The following is a 20,309-nucleotide window of genomic DNA, read 5'->3' as shown; positions in this document are numbered from 1 at the left end:
TCGGAGGGTCCGCGGGGCGCCGGGGTGGCACTCGCGGCTTCTCTCATCGCGAGCCGGTCGGCAGCCCCGGTCGCTGGCTCTCCGCCGACACCACCTCCAGCGCGTGGCGGACGAGGGCGATGAGGGACTGGCGGACGGACTCCCGCTGACGGGCATCGCAGTGGACCATCGGCCGGCGGGGGTCGAGGTCCAGCGCGGCGCGGATGTCCTCGCTGCGGTGCTGACGGGCACCGTCGAAGTGGTTGAGCGCGATGAGGAACGGGATGTCGCGTTCCTCGAAGTAGTCAATCGCCGGGAACGAGTCGGCGAGGCGGCGGGTGTCCACCAGCACGACCGCTCCGATGGCGCCGAGAACGAGCTCGTCCCACATGAACCAGAAGCGGTCCTGGCCAGGTGTACCGAACAGATAAAGGATGACACTGTCGACCAGGGTGATGCGGCCGAAGTCCATGGCCACCGTGGTCGTCGTCTTCGAGGCCACCGCACTGGTGTCGTCGACGCCAATGCTTGCGGCCGTCATGGCGGCCTCGGTCGTGAGCGGTGGAATCTCGCTCACCGCGCCGACGAAGGTCGTCTTCCCAACCCCGAAACCTCCGGCCACGATGATTTTGACCGGATGCGGCGCCGCTGTTTCCGGCGCTCGGGGCCTAGAGAGCCTGGAGTCCACTGAGAACCTTCTCGATAATCGCCACGCTGGGGCGGTCCGCAGGTTGTTCGGGCCGATAGACGGTCACCAGCCCGGCATCAAGCATGTCGCCGACAAGAACACGTGCCACGCCGACCGGAAGATTGAGCCGGGCGGAGATCTCCACAATCGACTGGTGCCGACCGCAGAGCACCGCGATGGCGCGCTGTTCCGGCTCCAGCGTGTTCGTCATTGCACGGCCCTGTGGCGAGGTGGTCACCAACGCCACCAGATCAAGGGCCCGGTTACGGGGACGGGTACGCCCCCCCGTGACGGCGTAGGGCCGTACGACCGGCCCGGCATCGTCGTCGAACCATTCCTCATCCCCTGACACCGAGGTCCTCCTGTCTTGGATCGTCATGTGCCGACGGTCGGCGCGGCGCAGTGCCCAGCGCGGTCCAGCCGCCCTGGGCACTGCGCCTTCTCCGTCTCACGGCCCACGGCCAGGGAACGCCGCGGGGCCGAGTCGACGACGGAAAAGGCTCATCGAACCCTTTTCATCTCACGACGCGTGATCGTGATACCGCAGATCCGAGTCGATAATGAAAAGGGGTCATTCGTGACGCACCGCCGCGCGTGCATTCGGACAGGTCCTAGATCGGGAGCGCCGACTGGATCTCGGCGCGCAGCTCTGGTGTCAGGAACTCACCCACCCTCGTCACCAGCAGTGCCATCTCGTACGCGATCAGCCCGATGTCGGCACCCGGGCTGCTGAGAATCGCGAGACAGGACCCGTCGCCCACCGCCGTGACGAACAGGAATCCCGCTTCCATCTCCACGATGGTCTGCCGCACGTTCCCGCCACCGAAGAAACGACCGGCCCCCCGTGCCAGGCTGTTGAATCCAGAGGCGACCGCGGCGAGCTGGTCCGCGGTGGCCCGGTCCATACCCCGCGAGGTCGCGAGCAGCAGACCGTCCGAAGAAAGCACGATCACATAGGTGACCTCGGGGACCTTCTTGACCAGGTTGTTCAACAACCAGTTCATGTTCTCGGACGGCCCCAGCGGACGCATCAGGTTACCTTCCCCACATCATCTCCGTCGTTGGACAGCGTTCCGTCCTCAATCCCGCGGCCGAAGTTGGCCTGGAAGGACGACATCATGCTGCGGATCTCCTCGGGAGAACGCGGACCGGCGGCCATCGCCGTACGGTTCGTGTCCGTGTTCTCCCGCCGCAGCTGAGGTGCCAGACTCGCGCGGCGCCGCCGCTTCGGCAGGCCGAGTTCGTCCAGCTCGATGGGTGGCTCCCCGGCCCCACCCTCCGTCGCGACGCCAGGCTGGCCCGGCCCGGAATCCGCACCGTAGGGCGGTCGGCCGGTGTTCCCCTCGGGCGCCCGTGACGATCGGCCGCCCGTACGGTAGCCGTCGCCGGAAGCACCTCCGTCGTGGGGCGCGGATCCGGGATAGCCCGGCGTCGTGTACTCGCCGCCGCGGTACGCGCCGTCGCCTCGGCCGCCTTCCCGGGCCGAGCGGCCGTAGCCCGCTGCGCGGTCGGCGCGTGGGTCCCGCTGCCCGGTTCCGGCGTCGGCGCCTCCGTGGAACCCGGACGCCGAGCCATTGCCATTGCCACTGCCGTTGCCACTGCCGTTGCCGCGGGGTGTCCCGCGCCGGCGCAGTGGTAGAGCGTCGTCGGGCGCACCGAATCCATCGCCACCACCTGGCCGGAACCCGGAACTGTCGCCCGTGAAGCCCGCGCCCAGGCCGAATCCGCCGCGGCCGGTCTCCGTGGTCGGGTAGTCGGTGTTGCCGAACCCACCGGGACCCGCCCCGTTGGCGCCGCGTCCACCGTCACTACCGGCACCGGCACCGTTGTCGAAGCCGCCCGGTCCGAAGCCGGGGAACTGGCCGGTGTCCGGGGGGGCGTTGAACAGCGAGTCGGTCGCGGGCGGGCTGAACAGCGAGGACGGCGGCCGGTAACGCCCGTCGGAGGGCTCCTGCTCCTGGCGGCCGTACCCGCCGTGCGGCCAGCCGTCGGAGGGATCGTCCGTGGCCTGCGGGTCACCGGCGGCCTCGTCGTCGGGGTCGGTGACCTCCGACAGCGGCATCGGGCTCGTCCAGTCACCGGTGCCGTTCGGTGGCAGCGGCGCGTCCTCGTCCAGAGGCCGTCCGCCACGGGGCCGGTCCGCGACGAACCAGCTCGACCGCGCGGTCGCGAAGACGGGAAGATCGTCGATCAGGGTCTCGTCCGCGGTCGGGCCGGCGGTCGGCGTGCCCGCGATCTTCGCCTGGGCACCGGCCCCGTCGACGGAGTCACCGCCGAGGTCGCCGTGCCACCGGCCGTTGCTCGTCGAAGCGGCCGGGCCCAGCTCGGCGAGCTCGGAGAGGTCCGCGGGAATCTCGGTTTCGGCGTTGAGAGGCGCGACGCTGCCGTTGAGCGCACCGGCGTTCACCGCCCCCACCGCGGCGAACTCACGGGGGCCGCTGTCCTCCGCCTTGTCGTCCGAGGCGCGCAGCAGGGCCTCGGGCAGCAGCACGATCGCGAGCGTTCCGCCGTAGGGCGAGGAACGCAGCTGCACCTGAATGGTGTGCCGCTCGGCCAGCCGGCCGACGACGAACAGCCCGAGCCGCTCGCTGGTGGACAGGTCGAACGGCGGCGGGTTCGCCAGCCGGTGGTTGAGGGCGTCGATCTCCTCCTGGCTCATCCCCAGACCGCGGTCCTCGATCTCGACGACGAAACCGTTGGAGACCGGATGCCCGGAGACCTGCACCGGCGTGTGCGGCGGCGAGAAGGATGTGGCGTTCTCGATGAGCTCGGCAAACATGTGGATCACGTCACCGACGGCGTGGCCGCTGACCGACCCACCGGTGATGGGCAGGACCTTGACCCGGGTGTAGTCCTCGACCTCGGCGACGGCACCTCGCACGACGTCCTTGATCGGAACCGGGCGGCGCCAGCCACGGGCGGGCTTGGAGCCGGAGAGGACGATGAGGTCCTCGGCGTGGCGTCGCATACGGGTCGCCAGGTGGTCGAGGCGGAACAGCTCCTCGAGCTCGTCCGGGTCGGTCTCCTTGCGCTCCAGCGCGTCAATGATCTTGAGCTGACGGTGGATCAGGGCCTGGCTGCGGCGCGCCAGGTTGAGGAAGGTGTCCCCGATGCTCTTGCGCATCGCGGCCTGCTCGACGGCGGTGCGCACCGCCACCTCGTGCACGGTCGCGAACGCGTCCGCGAGCTGCCCGATCTCGTCCTTGCTGGTCGCGGGGATGGGAAAGGCCTCGGCGTCGATGTCCACCGGCTCACCCCGGTGCAGCCGGTCGACGACGGCCGGCAGCCGCTCGGACGCGACCTCGAGGGCACCGCCTCGCAGCCGCCGCAGCTGGCTGATCATGGGGCTGGCGACAAGCAGCGAGATGATGATTGACACGATCAGAATCGCCGCCACGCCGATACTTCCGAGCAGGGCGCCCCGCGAGGCGTCCTTCGAGATCCTGGCGCTGGTGGACCCGAGGTCGGAGGCGACCCGGCGCTCGACCTCCCGCATCTGCGCGATCTTCGCGTTGGCGAGCTCGACCCATTCCGCCGGGGCCATGGTGAGTGCCCCTGAACCGGTCAGCGTGGAGATGATGCGGTCACGCGTCTGGTCGACGGTGGTCTTCGATCGGCCGACCGTGGTGTTGAAGAAATCCTGCTGGCCGGCGGTCGCGGTGGTGCGGAACTGCTCGATCCAGGCGTCCTCGGAACCCGCTGTCGCCTGCAGCGCGAGAACTGTCGGCCAATCCGCGCCCTTCTGGAAGAGGATCTTCGCGATCGCACCACGCTGCTGGGACGCCTGTTCCTTGGCCTGCGAGATCCCCGCGAGGGTGGTGGCGCCGTTGACCAGGCTGGCGTCGGAGCTACCCGAGGCGACCCGGGCGTTGAGCAGCATCAGGTCCTTCACCGCGGCGTCGTAGAAGGCGATGTTCGTGGTGACCTGGAGCTTGCGGGCGTCGAACTGCTTGCGATGCTCGGGCAGCTGGTTGAGATGCTCACTGATTGCGGACAGCGTCACAGCGAGCTGTTCACGGGCCGAGGCGGGTAGCCCCTGCTCGCCCGTCCGGTACACCGCGAGCGCCTCGTCCACGGGCCCGCGAGTCGTCTCGACCGCCTTGGCCAGCGGCGCGGCCAGGGCGTTGAAGTTCGAGCCGGCGAAGGCGTTGGTCGCGTACCGTTCGTTCTGCAGCGCGTCGACCAGGTCGCTCGCCTTGATCGAGAAGTTGGCGAGCGCCTCGATGCGGTCCGCTTCCCGGACGTTGTTGACGTCCCCGCGCACCTGTATCGCGCTCAACACGGCCAGCGCGGCCAGTGGGACGAGGAGAATCACCACCAGCTTCGAGCGGATGGGCCAATTTCGAAGCATCCGGTCCTCTCGTCCGACGCCCCGCCTGGGCGCCTCGTGTGCGGGGTGAGCGAATCGCTCATTCGATGCCTGATCCGCGACGGACGGCGCGCGACAAGAACGGCCCGCGCATGATTGCCGCCCGGTCCGCGCTCGGCTGAAAGCCTCCGACGCCGGACAACTCTAGCGACCGAGCTGACAAGCCCTTCAACATGTCCCGCTCGCACACCGATGACACGGGCCACGGCCGCCGGCATTGTCAACCGCTACCCGTGGAAGCCGTATTCCCAGCAGGAATCAAATAATCACAGGCTGTAAGCACTCACCGCATCGACCACCCCTATTACCTGGGGGCTGTTGATATAACGGAATGCTCGCAGTAACGGTGAGGCATCTCACATTGAGTAGGTCCGAACACTGTCCCGGATGCCGCTGCGCAGACGTTCTACCTGCGCAGACGCAAAGAAGCGCGGCCGCCCGTGACAAGTCCTGCGGCACCGGGCAGCCCGCCGGCGCGGCACAGGCCGCCCGCACCCAACCACACGATGCGACCTACGCCACATGCGGCGACCCACGGTCCGAATCTGCCGGCTTCACAGGCTCCGGAGCGCCGCGGGTGAGCAACTCCGGCGCCTGTTGTGTTCAGGTCGGGTGTGAGTTCGCGGTCCGGAGCGAACCGGCCCGGGCAGCCGGCCGCCGAACGTGAGGCATTCGTCTTCAGTTCGCGCCGGGGCCCGCACTCACCGAGCCCCGGCTCCTTGCGCGGACAACCGGCGTCGACCTGCCCATGGCGGGAACAAGCCAACACGTGCCGACACGGCAGCACAACCACGTGTCGGTGCCACGACACGAACTCGCCGGGATCATCCGATAACAACGCAAGGTGTCAAAAACGGCATTCCGTGCGTGAAGCGGCGACCGTGACAGCGGCACACCGGCGTCCGCGATCGTGCCGTCGTCGCCAACCGCATCATCTCCACCGACGGCACCGTCTCCACCGACGGCACCGTCCCCACCGACGGCACCGGTGCTCCCGGCGCCCCTCGACCTCGGCGCGCAGGGTGCCCTGGCCGTGGCGATCAGGCCCGACGGGGCCTGGGTCGGCTGGGCCACCGCCGACGGGCTCGGACATCTCGTGGGCGCCGACCTCGGCTCGGCACAGGCCGCGGCCGGCACCCTCGCGGACGACGTTCCGCCGTCGTGTGGTCCGCACCTGGTCCGGGCGGCGCCACGGACCTCGCCCGCCTCGCCACCGGAACGACCGGCCAGTCAAGGATTGTCACCGACGGACCAGGTACGACCTTCGCGATCGCGGGTGGCGGGCGCGGCCCCGTCGTGTTCACCGTCGACCCGTTGCGACTCACCCGGCTCGCCTGCGTCCAGGGGCTCGGCCCGGACCGGCGGTGGTGGTCCCGCGAGATCGCGGACGTCCCGTTCGAGGACCCTGCCGCCGCTGACCTGGGCGGATCTGCGTCACAACGCTTTCGTCTCCCGGCTTGGCGCGCCAACGTGGACGAGGAGGACACAAGGGCGTGCCAACGGCCGGACCGGATCCGACGCCGGATCCGACGCCCGCTCCCCCGGTCGATGAGGAAGAGGAGCGTTCGTGGCGATGACTTTCGGAGAGTTGCTCATCTCGGTCGGAACCGGTCATCTGGTCGCCCTGCCCGGTTCCCGCGCGGCGCGGACGCTGGCCGCGGGATCAACCTCGCCCCGGCTGGTCCCGGCCCCGGACGAGATCTGCGCGCGTCTCATCGCCCTGGCGGCCGCGGAGCTCGACCAGGGACCGGGTGCCTGCTGGGACGGCGCGGTACTCACTCTGCTGTTTCCCACCGACGCGCCACGGGACCCCGCGGTGCCCGGCCCAGGCGGGCCGGTGGAGGAGGTGGCGACGCCGGCGGAGCTCCTTCGCGCGGTCAGCGCCGCTCGATCCGCCGGCACCCACGAGATCCGGCTGCGCCCCACCTTCCCCCTGGACACGCCCCTCCCGGACGCCGTACCACTCCAGGACACCACGTTCCCCGCACCCGTCACCCACGTCACGGCCACGCCAGGTGTCACCGCTGACAATGCTGACAACGCTGCCGACAACCCGATCTCCAGACGGCTGGCCGAGATCGTCGGCACGCTGGCGGCGCAGGACGAGGCACCGCTCACCCCCGCCCGTGCCGCCGCCGATCTGGCCGAGACGCTGCCCACCAGCGGGTTCGTCGTGGCGGAGGCCGGCCCGGCCGGGCTCTGGATCGAGCACGCCATGCGACCGGCCCACGGCCGGGTACGAGTCCTGCGAGCTGGCGGCCCGGTCGCGCTGGCCGGCGCGCTGCTGGCCGGCCTGCACGGCGACATCGGCGTGGCGGTGGTCGAGGACCCGCCCGTGGGGCCGGCGGCGACACTGCTGCATCTCGCGTCCGCGCTGGACGTCGACCTCGTTGTGGAGGTGTGGGGACAGCGAGGCGGCCTGCGCCGCGCGGCCGACCATCGGCAGCGGCTGCGAGCGGCGCTGCGGGGGCACGGCGTCCGGGTGATCGAGGTCCCGGTGGATTTCACCAGCACAAAGCTGCTCGTCGACGCACTCACCGACGACACGGAGGACGCCCTGAGTGCGAAGGATTCCGTAGATGCGGGCAAACATCAGGCAAAACTCAGGTCGCAGCAGTGACTCGCGAAATATTCTGCGGCCAGCCCGGGGGTTCCGCCACCGGTCCCCCGGGCGGCCGACCGACCCGTCACGAAATCAGGGATACCTCCCGAATTGGCTTCTTCCGCCATGGCCTGACACTCCCGCGCCGAGCGTTCCACCGCTCCCACTACTTGATGCCCATACTCCGGACGAGGCTTTTACCACACGCAATGCATGCCTCCATCACCAAACATCCGCGTGACAACTTCATGCCAGGTCATTTTCTCCCTGTTGACGGGAGGCGCTGACGCGGAACCCGGTCCAGGTGCGCCGCGGTTGCGGGGAACAATCGCCCACGCCGGCGTGAGGTGGTTCATCGGTGCGGACGAGGGCACACCGCAGGACGTGACCCGTCAGGTACCCAGACAGCGCACCGGACGCACACCGCGGCAGCAGCCGTGGTGGCGCTCGCCGGGCACCTGGGGGGACCGCCGTACCGGCGCCCCACCGGCCGCCAGCGCGCTTGGTCTCCGGCGCGCGCTGGCGCTGTTCGGTGTGGTCTTCTGTGGCGTCGTGAGCGGCCTCTTCGCGGTCGCGGATCACACCGCGCCAGCGGTTGCCCTCATGGTGATCGGGGCCACGGCGCTCATCGATCTGATCGTGATCCATCGCCGGATGGTCACGCAACGACGGAGCGGGAGCCCACGCCCGTAGGCTGTTCGGAGATCCCCGCCGGCGCGGCACGCTCGCTCCTGATCGCGCCGGGCACCTGCCGGCGGGACCACGGGGAGGGTGGGCCGGCACGGATGGCACGTGACGCGGCGCGCACGGAGCCGGCTGCGGGCATGGGTGTGGGTGTGCCACCCGGCGCCGCGATGTCCGGAGGGCTGTCCGGCGGAGGTCTTCCCGGCGGCGACGCCGACGCGGAGTCCCGGATGCGGGGTGGGCTGCGCCGGATGCGCGCGATCGCCACCACGCTGCTCGCCTTCATGGTCACCGTCTACGTCCTCACCTGGCGGTGGGACGCCTCCGGCGCACCCGACTGGGTCAGCTACGTCGCCGCCGCCGCGGAGGCCGGCACCGTCGGCGCGCTCGCGGACTGGTTCGCGGTCACCGCCCTGTTCCGGCACCCGCTGGGGCTGCCGATCCCGCACACCGCGATCATCCCGCGCCGCAAGGACGCGCTGGGCCGCGGGCTGCAGAACTTCGTCGGCACCCACTTCCTCTCCGAGGAGGTGGTCCGCGAGAAGGTCGACCAGCTCGGGGTGGCGACCCGGGCCGGCGGGTGGCTGGCGCGGCCGGCGAACGCCGAACGGGTCACCACCGAGATCTCCACCCGGGCCGCCGCGATGATCTCCGGCATCGAGGACGACCTCGTCCGCGAGCTCGTCGAGAAGTCCGTCCTGCCCCGGCTGCTGGAGCGACGCTGGGCCGGCGCCCTGGGGCTCGCCCTCGACCGGGTGGTCTCCGAGGGCACACACCATCATCTGATCGACCTGCTGGTCGATCAGCTCGCCGACTGGCTGGCCGCCAACCCGGAGACGGTCCTGCGCCTGGTGCGTGAGCAGGCGCCCGCCTGGACACCGAGGTGGCTCGACGAGGCGGTCGCCGCGCGGGCCTACGCCGAGGCGCTGCGCTTCGCCGCGGATCTGCGGACCGACCGCGGGCACCGGCTGCGCCGCGCCCTCGACAGCTTTCTGCTCACCTTCGCCGAGCGGCTGCGCACCGATCCCGAGCTCGGCGACAAGGTCGAGGCGCTCAAGCGCCGGATCGTCGCCCACCCCGAGGCCGACCGGGCGGTGACAGCGATCTGGGTGACCGCCCGCGGCGTGCTGCTGGACCTCACCACCGACCCGGCCGGCGCCGCCCGCACCCGGGCCACCGAGGCCCTGGCCGCCTTCGGGGCCCGGCTGGTGAGCGAACCCGATCTCGCGGCCACCGTGAACCGGGCCGCCGCCGACGTCGCCACCCGCGCCGTCCGGCGGTACCGGGCGGAGATCGCCGCCGTGATCGGCGACACCGTGGCCCGCTGGGAGCCGGACGAGACCTCCCGGCGGATCGAGCTGCACGTCGGGCGCGACCTGCAGTTCATCCGCATCAACGGCACCGTCGTGGGTGCGCTCGCCGGTCTGCTCATCCGTCTTGTCACCGAGGTCCTGCTTTGATCCGAGGTCCTGCCCTGATCCGGGGCGGCTCACCGCCCGGTCCGGGCCCCGTGCCACCGTCACCGCACCCGCCCGGTCCACGTCGTGTGACGTAGGCGGCCGGCTGCGTCACCGAGCGCACCAGTGAGGTGGGAACATGGCCGTAGCAGGCGCCGAACGGCCGCGAGCCGAGGAACCGGGAGACTGGGTGGAGCGCAGACCGAAGCGGGCGTCGTGACGACGGCCCCGGGCCGACCGGCCGGGAGCACCCGCCCGGCCACGCGACGCCAGCCGGCCGGTCCGGCCGGCCTCGTCGGCGCGACCGTCGCGAACGCGGCGGGCCCACTCGTCCTCGTGGGCATCATCGCCCTGGTCTGGGTCGGCTTCGTGGCCCCGATCGCCCACTTCGACGTGGACGTCTTCCTGCGGGCCGGCGCGGCTGTCGGCGACGGGCGGGATCCCTATCCCGTGCCGGGCACCCCCGAGGTCTACTCCGGGTTCTCGTTCGTCTACCCGTACCTGATGTCCCTGCCATTCGTCCCGCTCTCCGGCCTGCCGCGAGCCGACGACCTGTTCATCGCACTGTCGGTTGTGGCCCTGTTCGTGGCCTGCCGGCTCGCCCGGGCTGGCTGGTGGACGTCCGCACTGGTGCTCGGTGCCTCCTGCACCATCACCGGCCTGCAGATGGGCACCCTCAACGCGCTGCTGTTCTGCGGGCTGGTCGCCCTGTGGCGGCTGCGGGACACCCCCGTGGCGGCCGGGGTGCTGGCCGCGCTCCTGGTGTACAGCAAGCTCTTCCTCTTTCCGGTCGTGCTGTGGCTGGTGCTGACCCGCCGGTGGCGCGCGGCGGCGCACGCGCTGGCCGCGCTGGCCGCGCTGGCCGCCGTCGGGGAGGTGTACAGCCCGGTCGAGGCCCGCACCTACGCGGACATGCTGGGGGTGCTGGCCCGCGAGGAGGCCCCGGACGGCCTGAGCCTGACCGGCCTGCTGATGAACACCGGGCTGGGCACGGGCACCGCCACCTGGGTGGCGCGGATCACCGCCGCAGCCCTGCTCGCCGGATGCGTGTGGTATGCGCGGCGGTCCGGCCGCGCGGAGGCGGACGGTCTGCTGTTCGCCGGCGTGATCGCGGCGGCGCTGGTGGCATCGCCCATCGTATGGAGCCACTATCTCCTTCTCCTCGTCGCTCCGCTGCTCGCGATCACCCGTGGCGTCCCCGGGCCACGGGCGGGCGCCGGCGCGGGTGATCCCAACCGCCCGCTGGCGCTGTTCACCGCCGGTAGCTGGCTGCTTGTGACCCCCCACCTGAGCACCCCGATGGACCTGCTGGTCGCGTCCGTCGTCCTCGTACCACTGGTCACCGTCCCGTTCCTGCGTCCGCTGCGCGCGCCGCACCCACCGGGCGAGGGACGGCCGAGGGGCCCGGGGCATCCGGCGGGTCTGGCCGGGCTCCCCCGCACGGCGGCCCGGGCCGCCCTCGCCGCGGGGCTCGTCGGTGCCCTGGGAGCGGCGCTGTGGGCTGTGGCACGCGTGCACGGCGATGACCATCGGGTGATCGGTGCCTACGGCACGCTCGTGGGAACGATCGTGTTGGTGGCCTGGGCCGTCCGCGCCTGCCTCCCCATCGGGGACGGCCCGCCCTCCGACCTGGCTCCCGCTTCTGTTCCGGGCCCGGCCGCGGCCTCGGGCCCGGTTCCAGCGGCGGTTCCCGCGCCGACCGCGGGTGCATCGCGCACCCGAACGGGCCGGATGCACCCCCAGTAACAGATGCATGCCAGGCATGGGCATTCCGGCGTGTGGCCACGTCGCCATGGTCATCCGAGAAGGAAGTGTCGTCCGGACGACTGCGAACCGCTGTTCGGCGGTTCACCGGGGCAGATGTGACGTAGAACGTCCTCCCCTGATGGTTAAGCACACACCGCACGGCCCCCGATCACGCCCGGGTAGGAGGTAACGTCTTCCTGTCGGCGTCACCGAGGGCAACGAGCCCACGAGGCGGCGACAAGATCTCGGGACATCCGACCAGCCAGGTCGGATGTCCAAGGTCGGTGCGAGCGCCATGGCGGTCCGAAACCGCGGTTGGGTCCGGTCGCGTGAAACCGGCCGCCCCCCGGCCGCCGGATGACACTTTCCGCGTTCGTGAACCACGCCGCATGGCGCGTGGAACCGATGTGGCGTGTGTTCTGTCGGCCCTGACCTGATCGGCGGATCCCCTGACTCAGCCCCGCAGCACCCAGCCCACCCCCGCCCACCGTTCGGCCCGCCCCGCCCGGGGCAGCCGTCCCCGCCCCAGCGGACACGGTCGCGGCGGGGCCCGTCCTGCCCCGTTCAGAGCTGGCGAGCGGCCGGTCGCGCGTCCGGCGCTGGCCACCCGCTCACCCCGTCCGCCCGCCGAGTCGTTCGCGGCGGCCGGGCTCCCCCCGAAGCTTGTGGCGGCCCTGGCCGACCGCAAGATCCTCGCGCCGTTCCCCGTGCAGGCCGCCACACTGCCTGACGTGCTGGCGGGCGAGAACGTGCTCGGCCGGGCCCGCACCGGCTCGGGCAAGACCCTGGCGTTCGGCCTTCCGCTGCTCGCCCGGCTCTCCGCGACCGGCCCCGCCCGGCCGCGCCAGCCCCGTGGGCTGATCCTCGTCCCGACCCGGGAGCTCGCCCAGCAGGTCAACGACGTGCTGGCGCCGCTCACCCGGGCGCTGGGGCTGTGGATGACCCCGGTCTACGGCGGTACGTCCATCAGCCGGCAGATCTCGGCGATGCGCCGCGGTGTGCACCTGGTCGTGGCGACCCCCGGCCGGCTCACCGACCTCATCGAGCGGGACGCCTGCCTGCTGGACGAGATCGAGATCACCGTGCTGGACGAGGCCGACTTCATGTGCGACCTCGGGTTCCTGCCGGCGGTGAAGGCGCTGCTGGACATGACCCCGTCGGGCAGCCAGCGGCTGCTGTTCAGCGCCACGCTCGACCGCGAGGTCGAGGTCCTGGTCCGCAGCTACCTGCCCGAGCCGGTCCTCGTCGCGATCGACCCGGAGGTCTCGCAGGTCTCGACGCTGGCGCGGCACGCGCTGGAGTCCGTGGACCGCGCGGCCCAGCTCCGTCTGGTGACGGCGCTGGCCGGTGGCGCCGGGCGCACACTGGTCTTCGTGCGCACCCAGCGGGACGCCGACCGCGTCGCGCAGGCGCTCACCGAGGCCGGGGTGCCGGCCGAGCCGCTGCACGGCGGGATGCCCCAGGGTGCGCGCACCCGGGCGCTGGCCGGCTTCACCGACGGCTTCTACCGGGTGCTGGTCGCCACCGACGTCGCCGCCCGCGGCATCCACGTCGACGGCATCAGCCTGGTGCTGCACCTCGGTCCGCCCGACGACCCGAAGACCTACCAGCACCGTGGTGGCCGCACCGCGCGGGCCGGCGCCGACGGCGCCGACGTCCTCGTCACCGTGCCGGCCGAGCGCGGGAAGGCCCGCTCGCTGCTGCGGGCCGTCGGTGTGCCGGCCCAGCCGGTGCCCACCCTGCCCGACGACCCGATCGTCACCGAGCTCGCCGGCCCGCCGGCGCCGCCGGTCGACCCGGCCACCATCCAGGCCCGCCGTCGGCGGGACGGGGGGCGCCGGGAGGGCGGGCGTCGTGAGGGCGGTTTCCGCGAGGGCGGTTTCCGCGACGGCGGCCGGCGTGACGGTGCCGGGCGTGAGGGCGGTTACCGGCGTGGCGGTCCGGGTGCCGGCCAGGCGGGCTCGGGGGCCAGCGGCTCCGGGCGTGAGGGCGGCGACCGTGACGGCGGTTCGCGCCCCCGCTTCGACGGCCACCGGCCGGCCCGGACCAGCCGTGGACTGAACCGCACCCCGCGGGTCGAGGCCGCGCCGGCCTCCGGCAGCTGAGCCCGGCCAGCCGGGTAGGACCGCGGTAGGCGACCGCGACGCTGCGGGCCCACACGCGACAGTGCCCCGGAACGCTTCGGCGTTCCGGGGCACTGAGCCGTTTACCGGTGGTCGGGGCCACCGGTGGTCACAACGAGCGCGATACGCCCAGTCGCAGCCGCTTCGGGTTCGCCAGCGACCCGAAGGACAGCCCGTCGGTGCTCTGCTCCGCGAGCTCGCCGCCGTCCACCGTGCCAGGGACCGTCTCCCGCTGGCCGTGCGGCGCAGACCCCGCCTGGGGAACGACCGACTCGTCCTGATCCATGCGCGACACCTTTCGAAGAGTTATCGAATCGGCACTGAATACCAAAACGGTATCCAGTGGGCGCGTCGGCCAGTACGGGAGGTGTCGGCGGTCACAGTGAGGTACGTCCACACATCGAACCGCACCCGAACTGCACCCGAACCACCGCCGAACCACACCCGAACGGCGTACAGACGACGGGTAACGACGGGGAGCGGCCGGGAAGGAGCACGATGGCGTCACGTCCGCGGTGGGAGGCCGGCACCGCTGCGGAGCGGGCCTTCGCCCACATCACGGACTACCTGGCCGGCCTGCCGGAGCGGCCGGTCAGCGCGGCCGAGGGCTACGCGAAGATCCATGCCCGGCTGAGCGTCCCGCTGCCCGCCGGCAGCACCGATCCTCTCGAGATCGTCGACGAGCTCGCCGCGGCCGCCGAACCCGGGCTCGCCGCCACCGGATCACCGCGGTTCTTCGGCTACGTCATCGGCGGAACCGTCCCGGCCGCCCTGGCCGCCGATCTGATGGCGGTCGCCTGGGACCAGAACGCCGGCCTCGCCAGTCTCTCCCCCGCCGCCGCGGCCGCCGAGGCGGTCGCCGGTGTGTGGATCAAGGAGCTGCTGGGCCTGCCCGCCACCGCCTCGGTCGGCATCACCACCGGCACCCAGATGGCCCATGTCACCGCGCTGGGAGCCGCCCGGCACCGCGCCCTGGCCCGGTACGGGTGGGACGTCGAGGCCGAAGGCCTGCACGGCGCGCCGCCGGTACGGGTGTTCGTCGGAGCCGCCCGCCACACGACCGTGGACGCCGCGCTGCGCCTGCTGGGGTTCGGCTCCCGCCGCCTGACCGTGGTCGACACGGACGACGCCGGCCGGATGCGGCCGCAGGCACTGCGGGCCGCGGTCGCGGCCGGCACCGGCCCGGCGATCGTCGTCGCGCAGGCCGGCGAGATCAACACCGGTGCGTTCGACGCGATGGGGCAGATCTGCGCGATCAGCCACGAGCACGGCGCCTGGGTCCATGTCGACGGCGCGTTCGGGCTGTGGGCGGCCGTGTCCGCCTCCGCCCGGCGACGCGCGCTGGTCGCCGGGATCGACCAGGCCGACTCCTGGGCCACGGACGGGCACAAGTGGCTGAACCTGGCCTACGACTGCGGCATCGCGATCGTCGCCGACGAGCGGGCGCACCGGGCCGCGATGTCGACCCGCGCCCCCTACATCCCGCCCCCGGCCGCCGACGAGCACGACCCGTTGGAGTGGACACCCGAGTTCAGCCGGCGGGCCCGCGGCTTCGCGCTCTACGCCGCGCTGCGTTCGCTGGGCCGGGCGGGCCTGACCGACCTGGTGGACCGCTGCTGCGCGCACGCCCGGCGGCTGGCCGACGCGCTGGGCGCGCTCGACGGGGTCGCGGTGCTCAACGACGTCGAGCTCAACCAGGTCCTGGTCCGGATCGACGACGACGACGCGACCACGGCGGCGGTCATCGAGCTCGTCGTCACCGGCGGCGAGGCGCTCGTCTCCGGCACCGTGTGGCATCGAGCGGTGGCGATGCGGCTGTCGGTCTGCAACTGGATGACGACCGAGGCGGACGTCGACCGGGCCGTCGCGGCGATCGCGGCCGCCATAGCCGACGCACGTGGCCGTTGTCACGCGTGAGTGGCCCGGTGGTGCGCGGCCGGCATGTTCTCGTCGGGCCTGTCGGCGGGCAGCGCTAGGCTGCGTCAATGCCGCCGGACCCGCCGCGCGTCAGCCGTCGACCGCCTTCACCACCACCGAGAGACCACAATCCTTCACCGAGAGACACAGTGAAGCCACACTAACAACCTGAAGTAGCCCGGAACAATAAGCGAGTAAGTCGGCGGATTTTTCGGCCGGCTTTCTTTCCGGTCTGCCCGCACCCGTATCGCGCCACCCCTGTAGCCCGGCCCATATCGCCCCGCCCCTGCCCCCGCCCCGCATCGACCGGCGTGCCCTCCGCGCGCGGGAAGGTCCCGACGACATGCCGAACTCCTTCGTCCACCTTCACGTCCACACCGAGTACTCGATGCTCGACGGGGCGGCCCGGCTCAAGGACATGTTCTCGGAGGTCTCCCGGCAGGGGATGCCAGCCGTCGCGATCACCGACCACGGCTACATGTACGGCGCGTACGACTTCTACAGGCAGGCCACGGCGGCCGGGGTGAAGCCGATCATCGGGTGCGAGGCCTACGTCGCACCGGAGTCGCGCCTGCTCAAGCAGCGGGTGCGGTGGGGTGACCCGAACCAGAAGAGCGACGACGTCTCCGGTGGTGGCTCCTACACCCACATGACGATGTGGGCACGGAACGAGACCGGGCTGCACAACCTGTTCCGACTCAATTCCCGTGCGTCCATCGAAGGCCACTACATCAAATGGCCACGCATGGACTCCGAAATCATCGCCGAGCATGCCGAAGGGCTGATGGCGACAACCGGGTGCCCGTCCGGGGAAGTACAGACGCGGCTTCGCCTGGGGCATTACGACGAGGCACTCAAGGCCGCCGCGAAATACCAGGAGATCTTCGGCCGCGAGAACTTCTTCTGCGAGATCATGGATCATGGCATCGAGATCGAGCGCAGGGTGCGGGACGGGCTGATCGACATCGCCCGCGCGCTGGACATGCGCTTCGTGGTCACCAACGACTCGCACTACACCTACGAGTCGGAGCGGGCCACCCACTCCGCTCTGCTGTGCGTCCAGACGGCGTCGACGATCGCGAACCCCACCTTCCAGTTCGAGGGCTCGGGCTACTACCTCAAGAGCGCCGAGCAGATGTACGCGATCGACACCTCCGACGCCTGGCAGCAGGGGTGCGAGACCACGCTGATGATCGCCGAGCGGGTCGAGCCGGCCGGCATGTTCACCAAGCGCAACCTGATGCCCCGCTTCCCCGTCCCCGACGGCGAGACCGAGGAGTCCTGGTTCCGCAAGGAGACCTGGGCGGGCATGGACCGGCGGTTCCCGGACGGGTTCGACGAGGAGCACCGCACCCGGGTCGAGTACGAGCTCGGCGTCATCCTCTCGATGGGCTTCCCGTCCTACTTCCTGGTCGTCGCCGACTTCATCATGTGGGCGAAGAACCAGGGCATCCCGGTCGGCCCGGGCCGTGGCAGCGCCGCGGGCTCGATGGTCGCCTTCGCGCTCGGCATCACCGACCTCGACCCCATCCCGCACAGCCTGCTGTTCGAGCGGTTCCTCAACCCCGACCGCGTTTCGATGCCGGACATCGACATCGACTTCGACGAACGTCGGCGCGGTGACGTGATCCGCTACGTGACGGACAAGTGGGGCGAGGACCGCATCGCCCAGATCGTCACCTACGGCACGATCAAGGCGAAGGCCGCCATCAAGGACTCCTCCCGGGTCCTCGGCTACCCGTACGCGGTCGGCGACCGCATCACCAAGGCGATGCCCCCGGCCGTCATGGGCAAGGACATCCCGCTGTCCGGGATCTTCGACCCCAAGCACGCCCGCTACAGCGAGGCCGGTGAGATCCGCAGCCTCTACGAGTCCGACGCGGACGTCCGCAAGGTCATCGACACCGCCAAGGGCCTGGAGGGGCTGATCCGCCAGGCCGGCGTGCACGCCGCCGGCGTGATCATGTCCGCCGAGCCGATCATCGACCACATCCCGGTGTGGCGCCGCGACGCCGACGGCGCGATCATCACGCAGTTCGACTACCCGACCTGCGAGACCCTCGGCCTGCTGAAGATGGACTTCCTGGGCCTGCGCAACCTCACCGTCATGGACGACGCGGTGCGCAACGTCGAGTCCAACCGCGGCCTCAAGGTCGACCTGATGGGCCTGGAGCTCAACGACCCGCCCTCCTACGAGCTGCTCGCCCGCGGCGACACCCTGGGCGTGTTCCAGCTCGACGGCGGGCCGATGCGCTCTCTGCTGCGCATGATGCGCCCCGACAACTTCGAGGACATCTCCGCCGTGCTCGCGCTCTACCGGCCCGGGCCGATGGGCGCGAACTCGCACATCAACTACGCGCTGCGCAAGAACGGCCAGCAGGAGATCACCCCGATCCACCCGCAGCTCGCCGAGCCGCTGGCCGACATCCTGGACACCACCTACGGCCTGATCGTGTACCAGGAGCAGGTCATGGCCATCGCGCAGCGGGTCGCCGGCTACACCCTCGGCCAGGCCGACCTGCTGCGCCGGGCGATGGGCAAGAAGAAGAAGGAGATCCTCGACAAGGAGTTCGTGCCGTTCTCCGACGGTATGAAGGCCAACGGCTTCTCCGCCGAGGCGATCAAGATGCTGTGGGACATCCTGGTCCCCTTCTCCGACTACGCCTTCAACAAGGCACACACCGCCGGCTACGGGCTGGTCTCCTACTGGACGGCCTACCTCAAGGCCAACTTCCCCGCCGAGTACATGGCCGCGCTGCTCACCTCCGTCCGCGACGACAAGGACAAGAGCGCGATCTACCTGAACGAGTGCCGGCGGATGGGCATCCGGGTGTTGCCCCCGGACGTGAACACCTCCGACGCCGACTACACCGCGCACGGCGACAACGAGATCAGGGTGGGCCTCGCCGCCATCCGCAACGTCGGCGTCAACGTCGTCGAATCGATCGTCCGTAACCGGAAGGCGAAGACCCGCTTCGCCTCCTTCCCCGACTTCCTGGACAAGGTCGACGCCGTCGTCTGCAACAAGCGGACCGTGGAATCGCTCATCAAGGCCGGCGCGTTCGACTCGCTCGGGCACACCCGGCGCGGCCTCGCCGAGAAGCACGAGCAGGCCGTCGACGCCGTCATGGGCGTGAAGAAGAAGAACGCCGAGGGCCAGTTCGACCTGTTCGCCTTCGACGGCGAGGGCGGCGAGGAGGACGCCGCCCCGATCTTCGGCGTCCAGGAGTTCTCCGACCAGGAGTGGGACAAGTCCCTGCTACTCTCCCTCGAGCGGGAGATGCTCGGCCTGTACGTCTCCGACCACCCGCTGCTCGGCGTCGAGCACATCCTCGCGGCCAAGGCCGACTGCAGCATCGCCGCGCTCAACGGCGGCGAGTATCCGGACGGCTCGGTCGTCACGATCGGCGGCATCATCTCCGGCCTGCAGCGGAAGGTCACCAAGCAGGGCAAGCTCTGGGCGCTCGCCACCGTGGAGGACATGGGCGGCGGCCTGGAGGTGATGTTCTTCCCGGCGACCTACGAGACGTGCTCGACCCAGCTCGCCGAGGACGCCGTCGTCATCGTCAAGGGGCGCATCGACAAGCGGGAGGACACCCCCCGACTCGTCGCCTCCGACCTGACCGTCCCCGACCTGAGCGACCATGCGCTCAGCCCGCCCGTGGTCATCACGCTGCCGGCCTCAAGGGTCAACCCGCCGACCGTCGACCGGCTGCGTGAGGTGCTCGGCGACCACCCCGGCACCACCGAGGTACACCTGCGCCTGCAGTCGTCGAGCCGGGTCACCCTGCTCCGCCTCGACGACGCCTTCAAGGTCCAGCGGACACCCGCGCTGATGGGCGACCTCAAGGCACTGCTCGGCGCCTCCGCCGTGGCCTGACCGCGATCGGCTGGATCGTGGCCGATCGTGCGGAGACGGCCACCACCCATGGCGTCTACAAATCAGATCATGGATGCGAGTGACCACGCACGGACGGTACGTCAGTCCTTCAGCCGCCAGACCCGCCTCTTCACCGACCGTGACGCGGTCTTCGCCGCCCGCGAGCCGGCCGTCCCCTGGCTCGAGCCACTGCACCCCGACATGATCATCCTCGATGTGGCCTGCGGCGCGGGCCACATCGCCGAACTCGCGGCGCCGCGCGTCCGCCAGGTCGTAGGCCTCGACGTCACCACCGAGCTGTTACGGATCGCCTCCACGCGTCTGCGGGACGCCGGTGTGGCCAACGTGCTCCTCCAGGAGGGCGACGCCGCCCGGCTGCCGTTCCTCGACGCGTCCTTCGACCTGGTCTACTGCCAGGCGGCTCTGCACCACTTCCCGGATCCGCGGCCGTACGTCGCCGAGATGGCCCGGGTCTGCCGCCCCGGCGGCCGGGTGGTGGTCTCCGACATGGTCGCCCCGAGCCCGCGCCTGCGCGGCCCGTTCGACGACCTGCACCGCAGGATCGACCCCTCGCACGCGGCCACCCTCCTCGACACCGAGATCACCGCACTGCTGCGTGCCACAGTGGGCCCCCTGACCGGCGACCCGGCCCGCCGACGATCCACGCTGCCCATCGACCGGATCCTGACCCCGGTGGCCGACCGCGAGGCGGTGTTCGCCGCCCTGCGGGCCGAACTGGCCGGGGGCCCGACCACCGGCTTCGCCCCGACCGAGCAGGACGGCCAGATTCTCATCGGCATCACCACCGTCGCCGTCACCGCGACCCCGGCCGGCCTCTCACCGACCCACCACTGACCAGCCCAC

Annotated in this window: 13 protein-coding genes; 8 read left to right on the top strand and 5 right to left on the bottom strand. The window is 71.0% G+C overall.

Annotation, left to right across the window (positions count from 1 at the left end; translation table 11 throughout):
* Window positions 1–43 precede the first annotated feature (43 nt).
* The 4 genes from FREUN1FDRAFT_RS01225 to FREUN1FDRAFT_RS01210 all read right to left on the bottom strand — a co-directional run bounded on the left by FREUN1FDRAFT_RS01225 (window position 44) and on the right by FREUN1FDRAFT_RS01210 (window position 5,018).
* Window positions 44–667 carry an ATP/GTP-binding protein gene (locus tag FREUN1FDRAFT_RS01225; RefSeq protein WP_006538095.1) on the bottom strand — a complete coding sequence of 208 codons (624 nt, stop codon included), beginning with the start codon at window positions 665–667 and terminating at the stop codon, window positions 44–46.
* Entirely contained in the window at window positions 648–1,019 is a 372-nt protein-coding gene (locus tag FREUN1FDRAFT_RS01220) for a DUF742 domain-containing protein (protein ID WP_006538094.1), read from the bottom strand. The genes FREUN1FDRAFT_RS01225 and FREUN1FDRAFT_RS01220 overlap by 20 nt, the downstream gene beginning before the upstream one ends.
* A gap of 259 nt (window positions 1,020–1,278) precedes the next feature.
* Entirely contained in the window at window positions 1,279–1,698 is a 420-nt protein-coding gene (locus FREUN1FDRAFT_RS01215) for a roadblock/LC7 domain-containing protein (RefSeq protein ID WP_006538093.1), read from the bottom strand.
* Complete coding sequence (locus FREUN1FDRAFT_RS01210) at window positions 1,698–5,018, bottom strand: nitrate- and nitrite sensing domain-containing protein (protein WP_006538092.1); 3,321 nt, start codon at window positions 5,016–5,018, stop codon at window positions 1,698–1,700. The genes FREUN1FDRAFT_RS01215 and FREUN1FDRAFT_RS01210 overlap by 1 nt, the downstream gene beginning before the upstream one ends.
* 1,591 nt (window positions 5,019–6,609) lie before the next feature.
* On the opposite strand from FREUN1FDRAFT_RS01210, the gene FREUN1FDRAFT_RS01205 reads away from it, so the two are divergent.
* The 5 genes from FREUN1FDRAFT_RS01205 (at window position 6,610) to FREUN1FDRAFT_RS01185 (ending at window position 13,630) form a co-directional block, all read left to right on the top strand.
* Entirely contained in the window at window positions 6,610–7,656 is a 1,047-nt protein-coding gene (locus FREUN1FDRAFT_RS01205) for a hypothetical protein (protein WP_035948582.1), read from the top strand.
* A gap of 297 nt (window positions 7,657–7,953) precedes the next feature.
* Window positions 7,954–8,331 carry a DUF6343 family protein gene (locus FREUN1FDRAFT_RS01200; protein ID WP_006538089.1) on the top strand — a complete coding sequence of 126 codons (378 nt, stop codon included), beginning with the start codon at window positions 7,954–7,956 and terminating at the stop codon, window positions 8,329–8,331.
* A 92-nt stretch (window positions 8,332–8,423) separates the two neighbouring features.
* Window positions 8,424–9,782, top strand: coding sequence for a DUF445 domain-containing protein (locus tag FREUN1FDRAFT_RS01195; RefSeq protein ID WP_006538088.1), 1,359 nt, complete (start codon window positions 8,424–8,426; stop codon window positions 9,780–9,782).
* A gap of 213 nt (window positions 9,783–9,995) precedes the next feature.
* A complete protein-coding gene (locus FREUN1FDRAFT_RS01190; protein WP_006538087.1) occupies window positions 9,996–11,525 on the top strand; it encodes a glycosyltransferase family 87 protein in 1,530 nt (509 codons plus the stop codon).
* Window positions 11,526–12,190: 665 nt separating this feature from the next.
* Window positions 12,191–13,630 carry a DEAD/DEAH box helicase gene (locus FREUN1FDRAFT_RS01185; RefSeq protein WP_006538086.1) on the top strand — a complete coding sequence of 480 codons (1,440 nt, stop codon included), beginning with the start codon at window positions 12,191–12,193 and terminating at the stop codon, window positions 13,628–13,630.
* Window positions 13,631–13,757: 127 nt separating this feature from the next.
* Here FREUN1FDRAFT_RS01185 and FREUN1FDRAFT_RS43320 read toward each other — a convergent pair whose 3' ends face one another.
* Window positions 13,758–13,934, bottom strand: a complete 177-nt coding sequence (locus FREUN1FDRAFT_RS43320; RefSeq protein WP_006538085.1) for a hypothetical protein — start codon at window positions 13,932–13,934, stop codon at window positions 13,758–13,760.
* A 212-nt stretch (window positions 13,935–14,146) separates the two neighbouring features.
* On the opposite strand from FREUN1FDRAFT_RS43320, the gene FREUN1FDRAFT_RS01180 reads away from it, so the two are divergent.
* The 3 genes from FREUN1FDRAFT_RS01180 (at window position 14,147) to FREUN1FDRAFT_RS01170 (ending at window position 20,300) form a co-directional block, all read left to right on the top strand.
* The gene (locus tag FREUN1FDRAFT_RS01180; RefSeq protein WP_006538084.1) at window positions 14,147–15,565 is read left to right on the top strand and encodes a pyridoxal-dependent decarboxylase; all 1,419 of its coding nucleotides are present in this window, start codon (window positions 14,147–14,149) and stop codon (window positions 15,563–15,565) included.
* Window positions 15,566–15,908: 343 nt separating this feature from the next.
* Window positions 15,909–19,445 (top strand): DNA polymerase III subunit alpha, encoded by a 3,537-nt coding sequence (dnaE, locus tag FREUN1FDRAFT_RS01175; RefSeq protein WP_006538083.1) that lies wholly within the window; start codon window positions 15,909–15,911, stop codon window positions 19,443–19,445.
* 48 nt (window positions 19,446–19,493) lie between these two features.
* Window positions 19,494–20,300, top strand: a complete 807-nt coding sequence (locus tag FREUN1FDRAFT_RS01170; protein ID WP_006538082.1) for a class I SAM-dependent methyltransferase — start codon at window positions 19,494–19,496, stop codon at window positions 20,298–20,300.
* Window positions 20,301–20,309: the final 9 nt, after the last annotated feature.

This window comes from Parafrankia sp. EUN1f (assembly GCF_000177675.1).
Lineage (GTDB): Bacteria > Actinomycetota > Actinomycetes > Frankiales > Frankiaceae > Parafrankia.
Note: the sequence above shows the minus strand (reverse complement) of the source record. Positions and strands in the feature narration are given on the sequence as shown.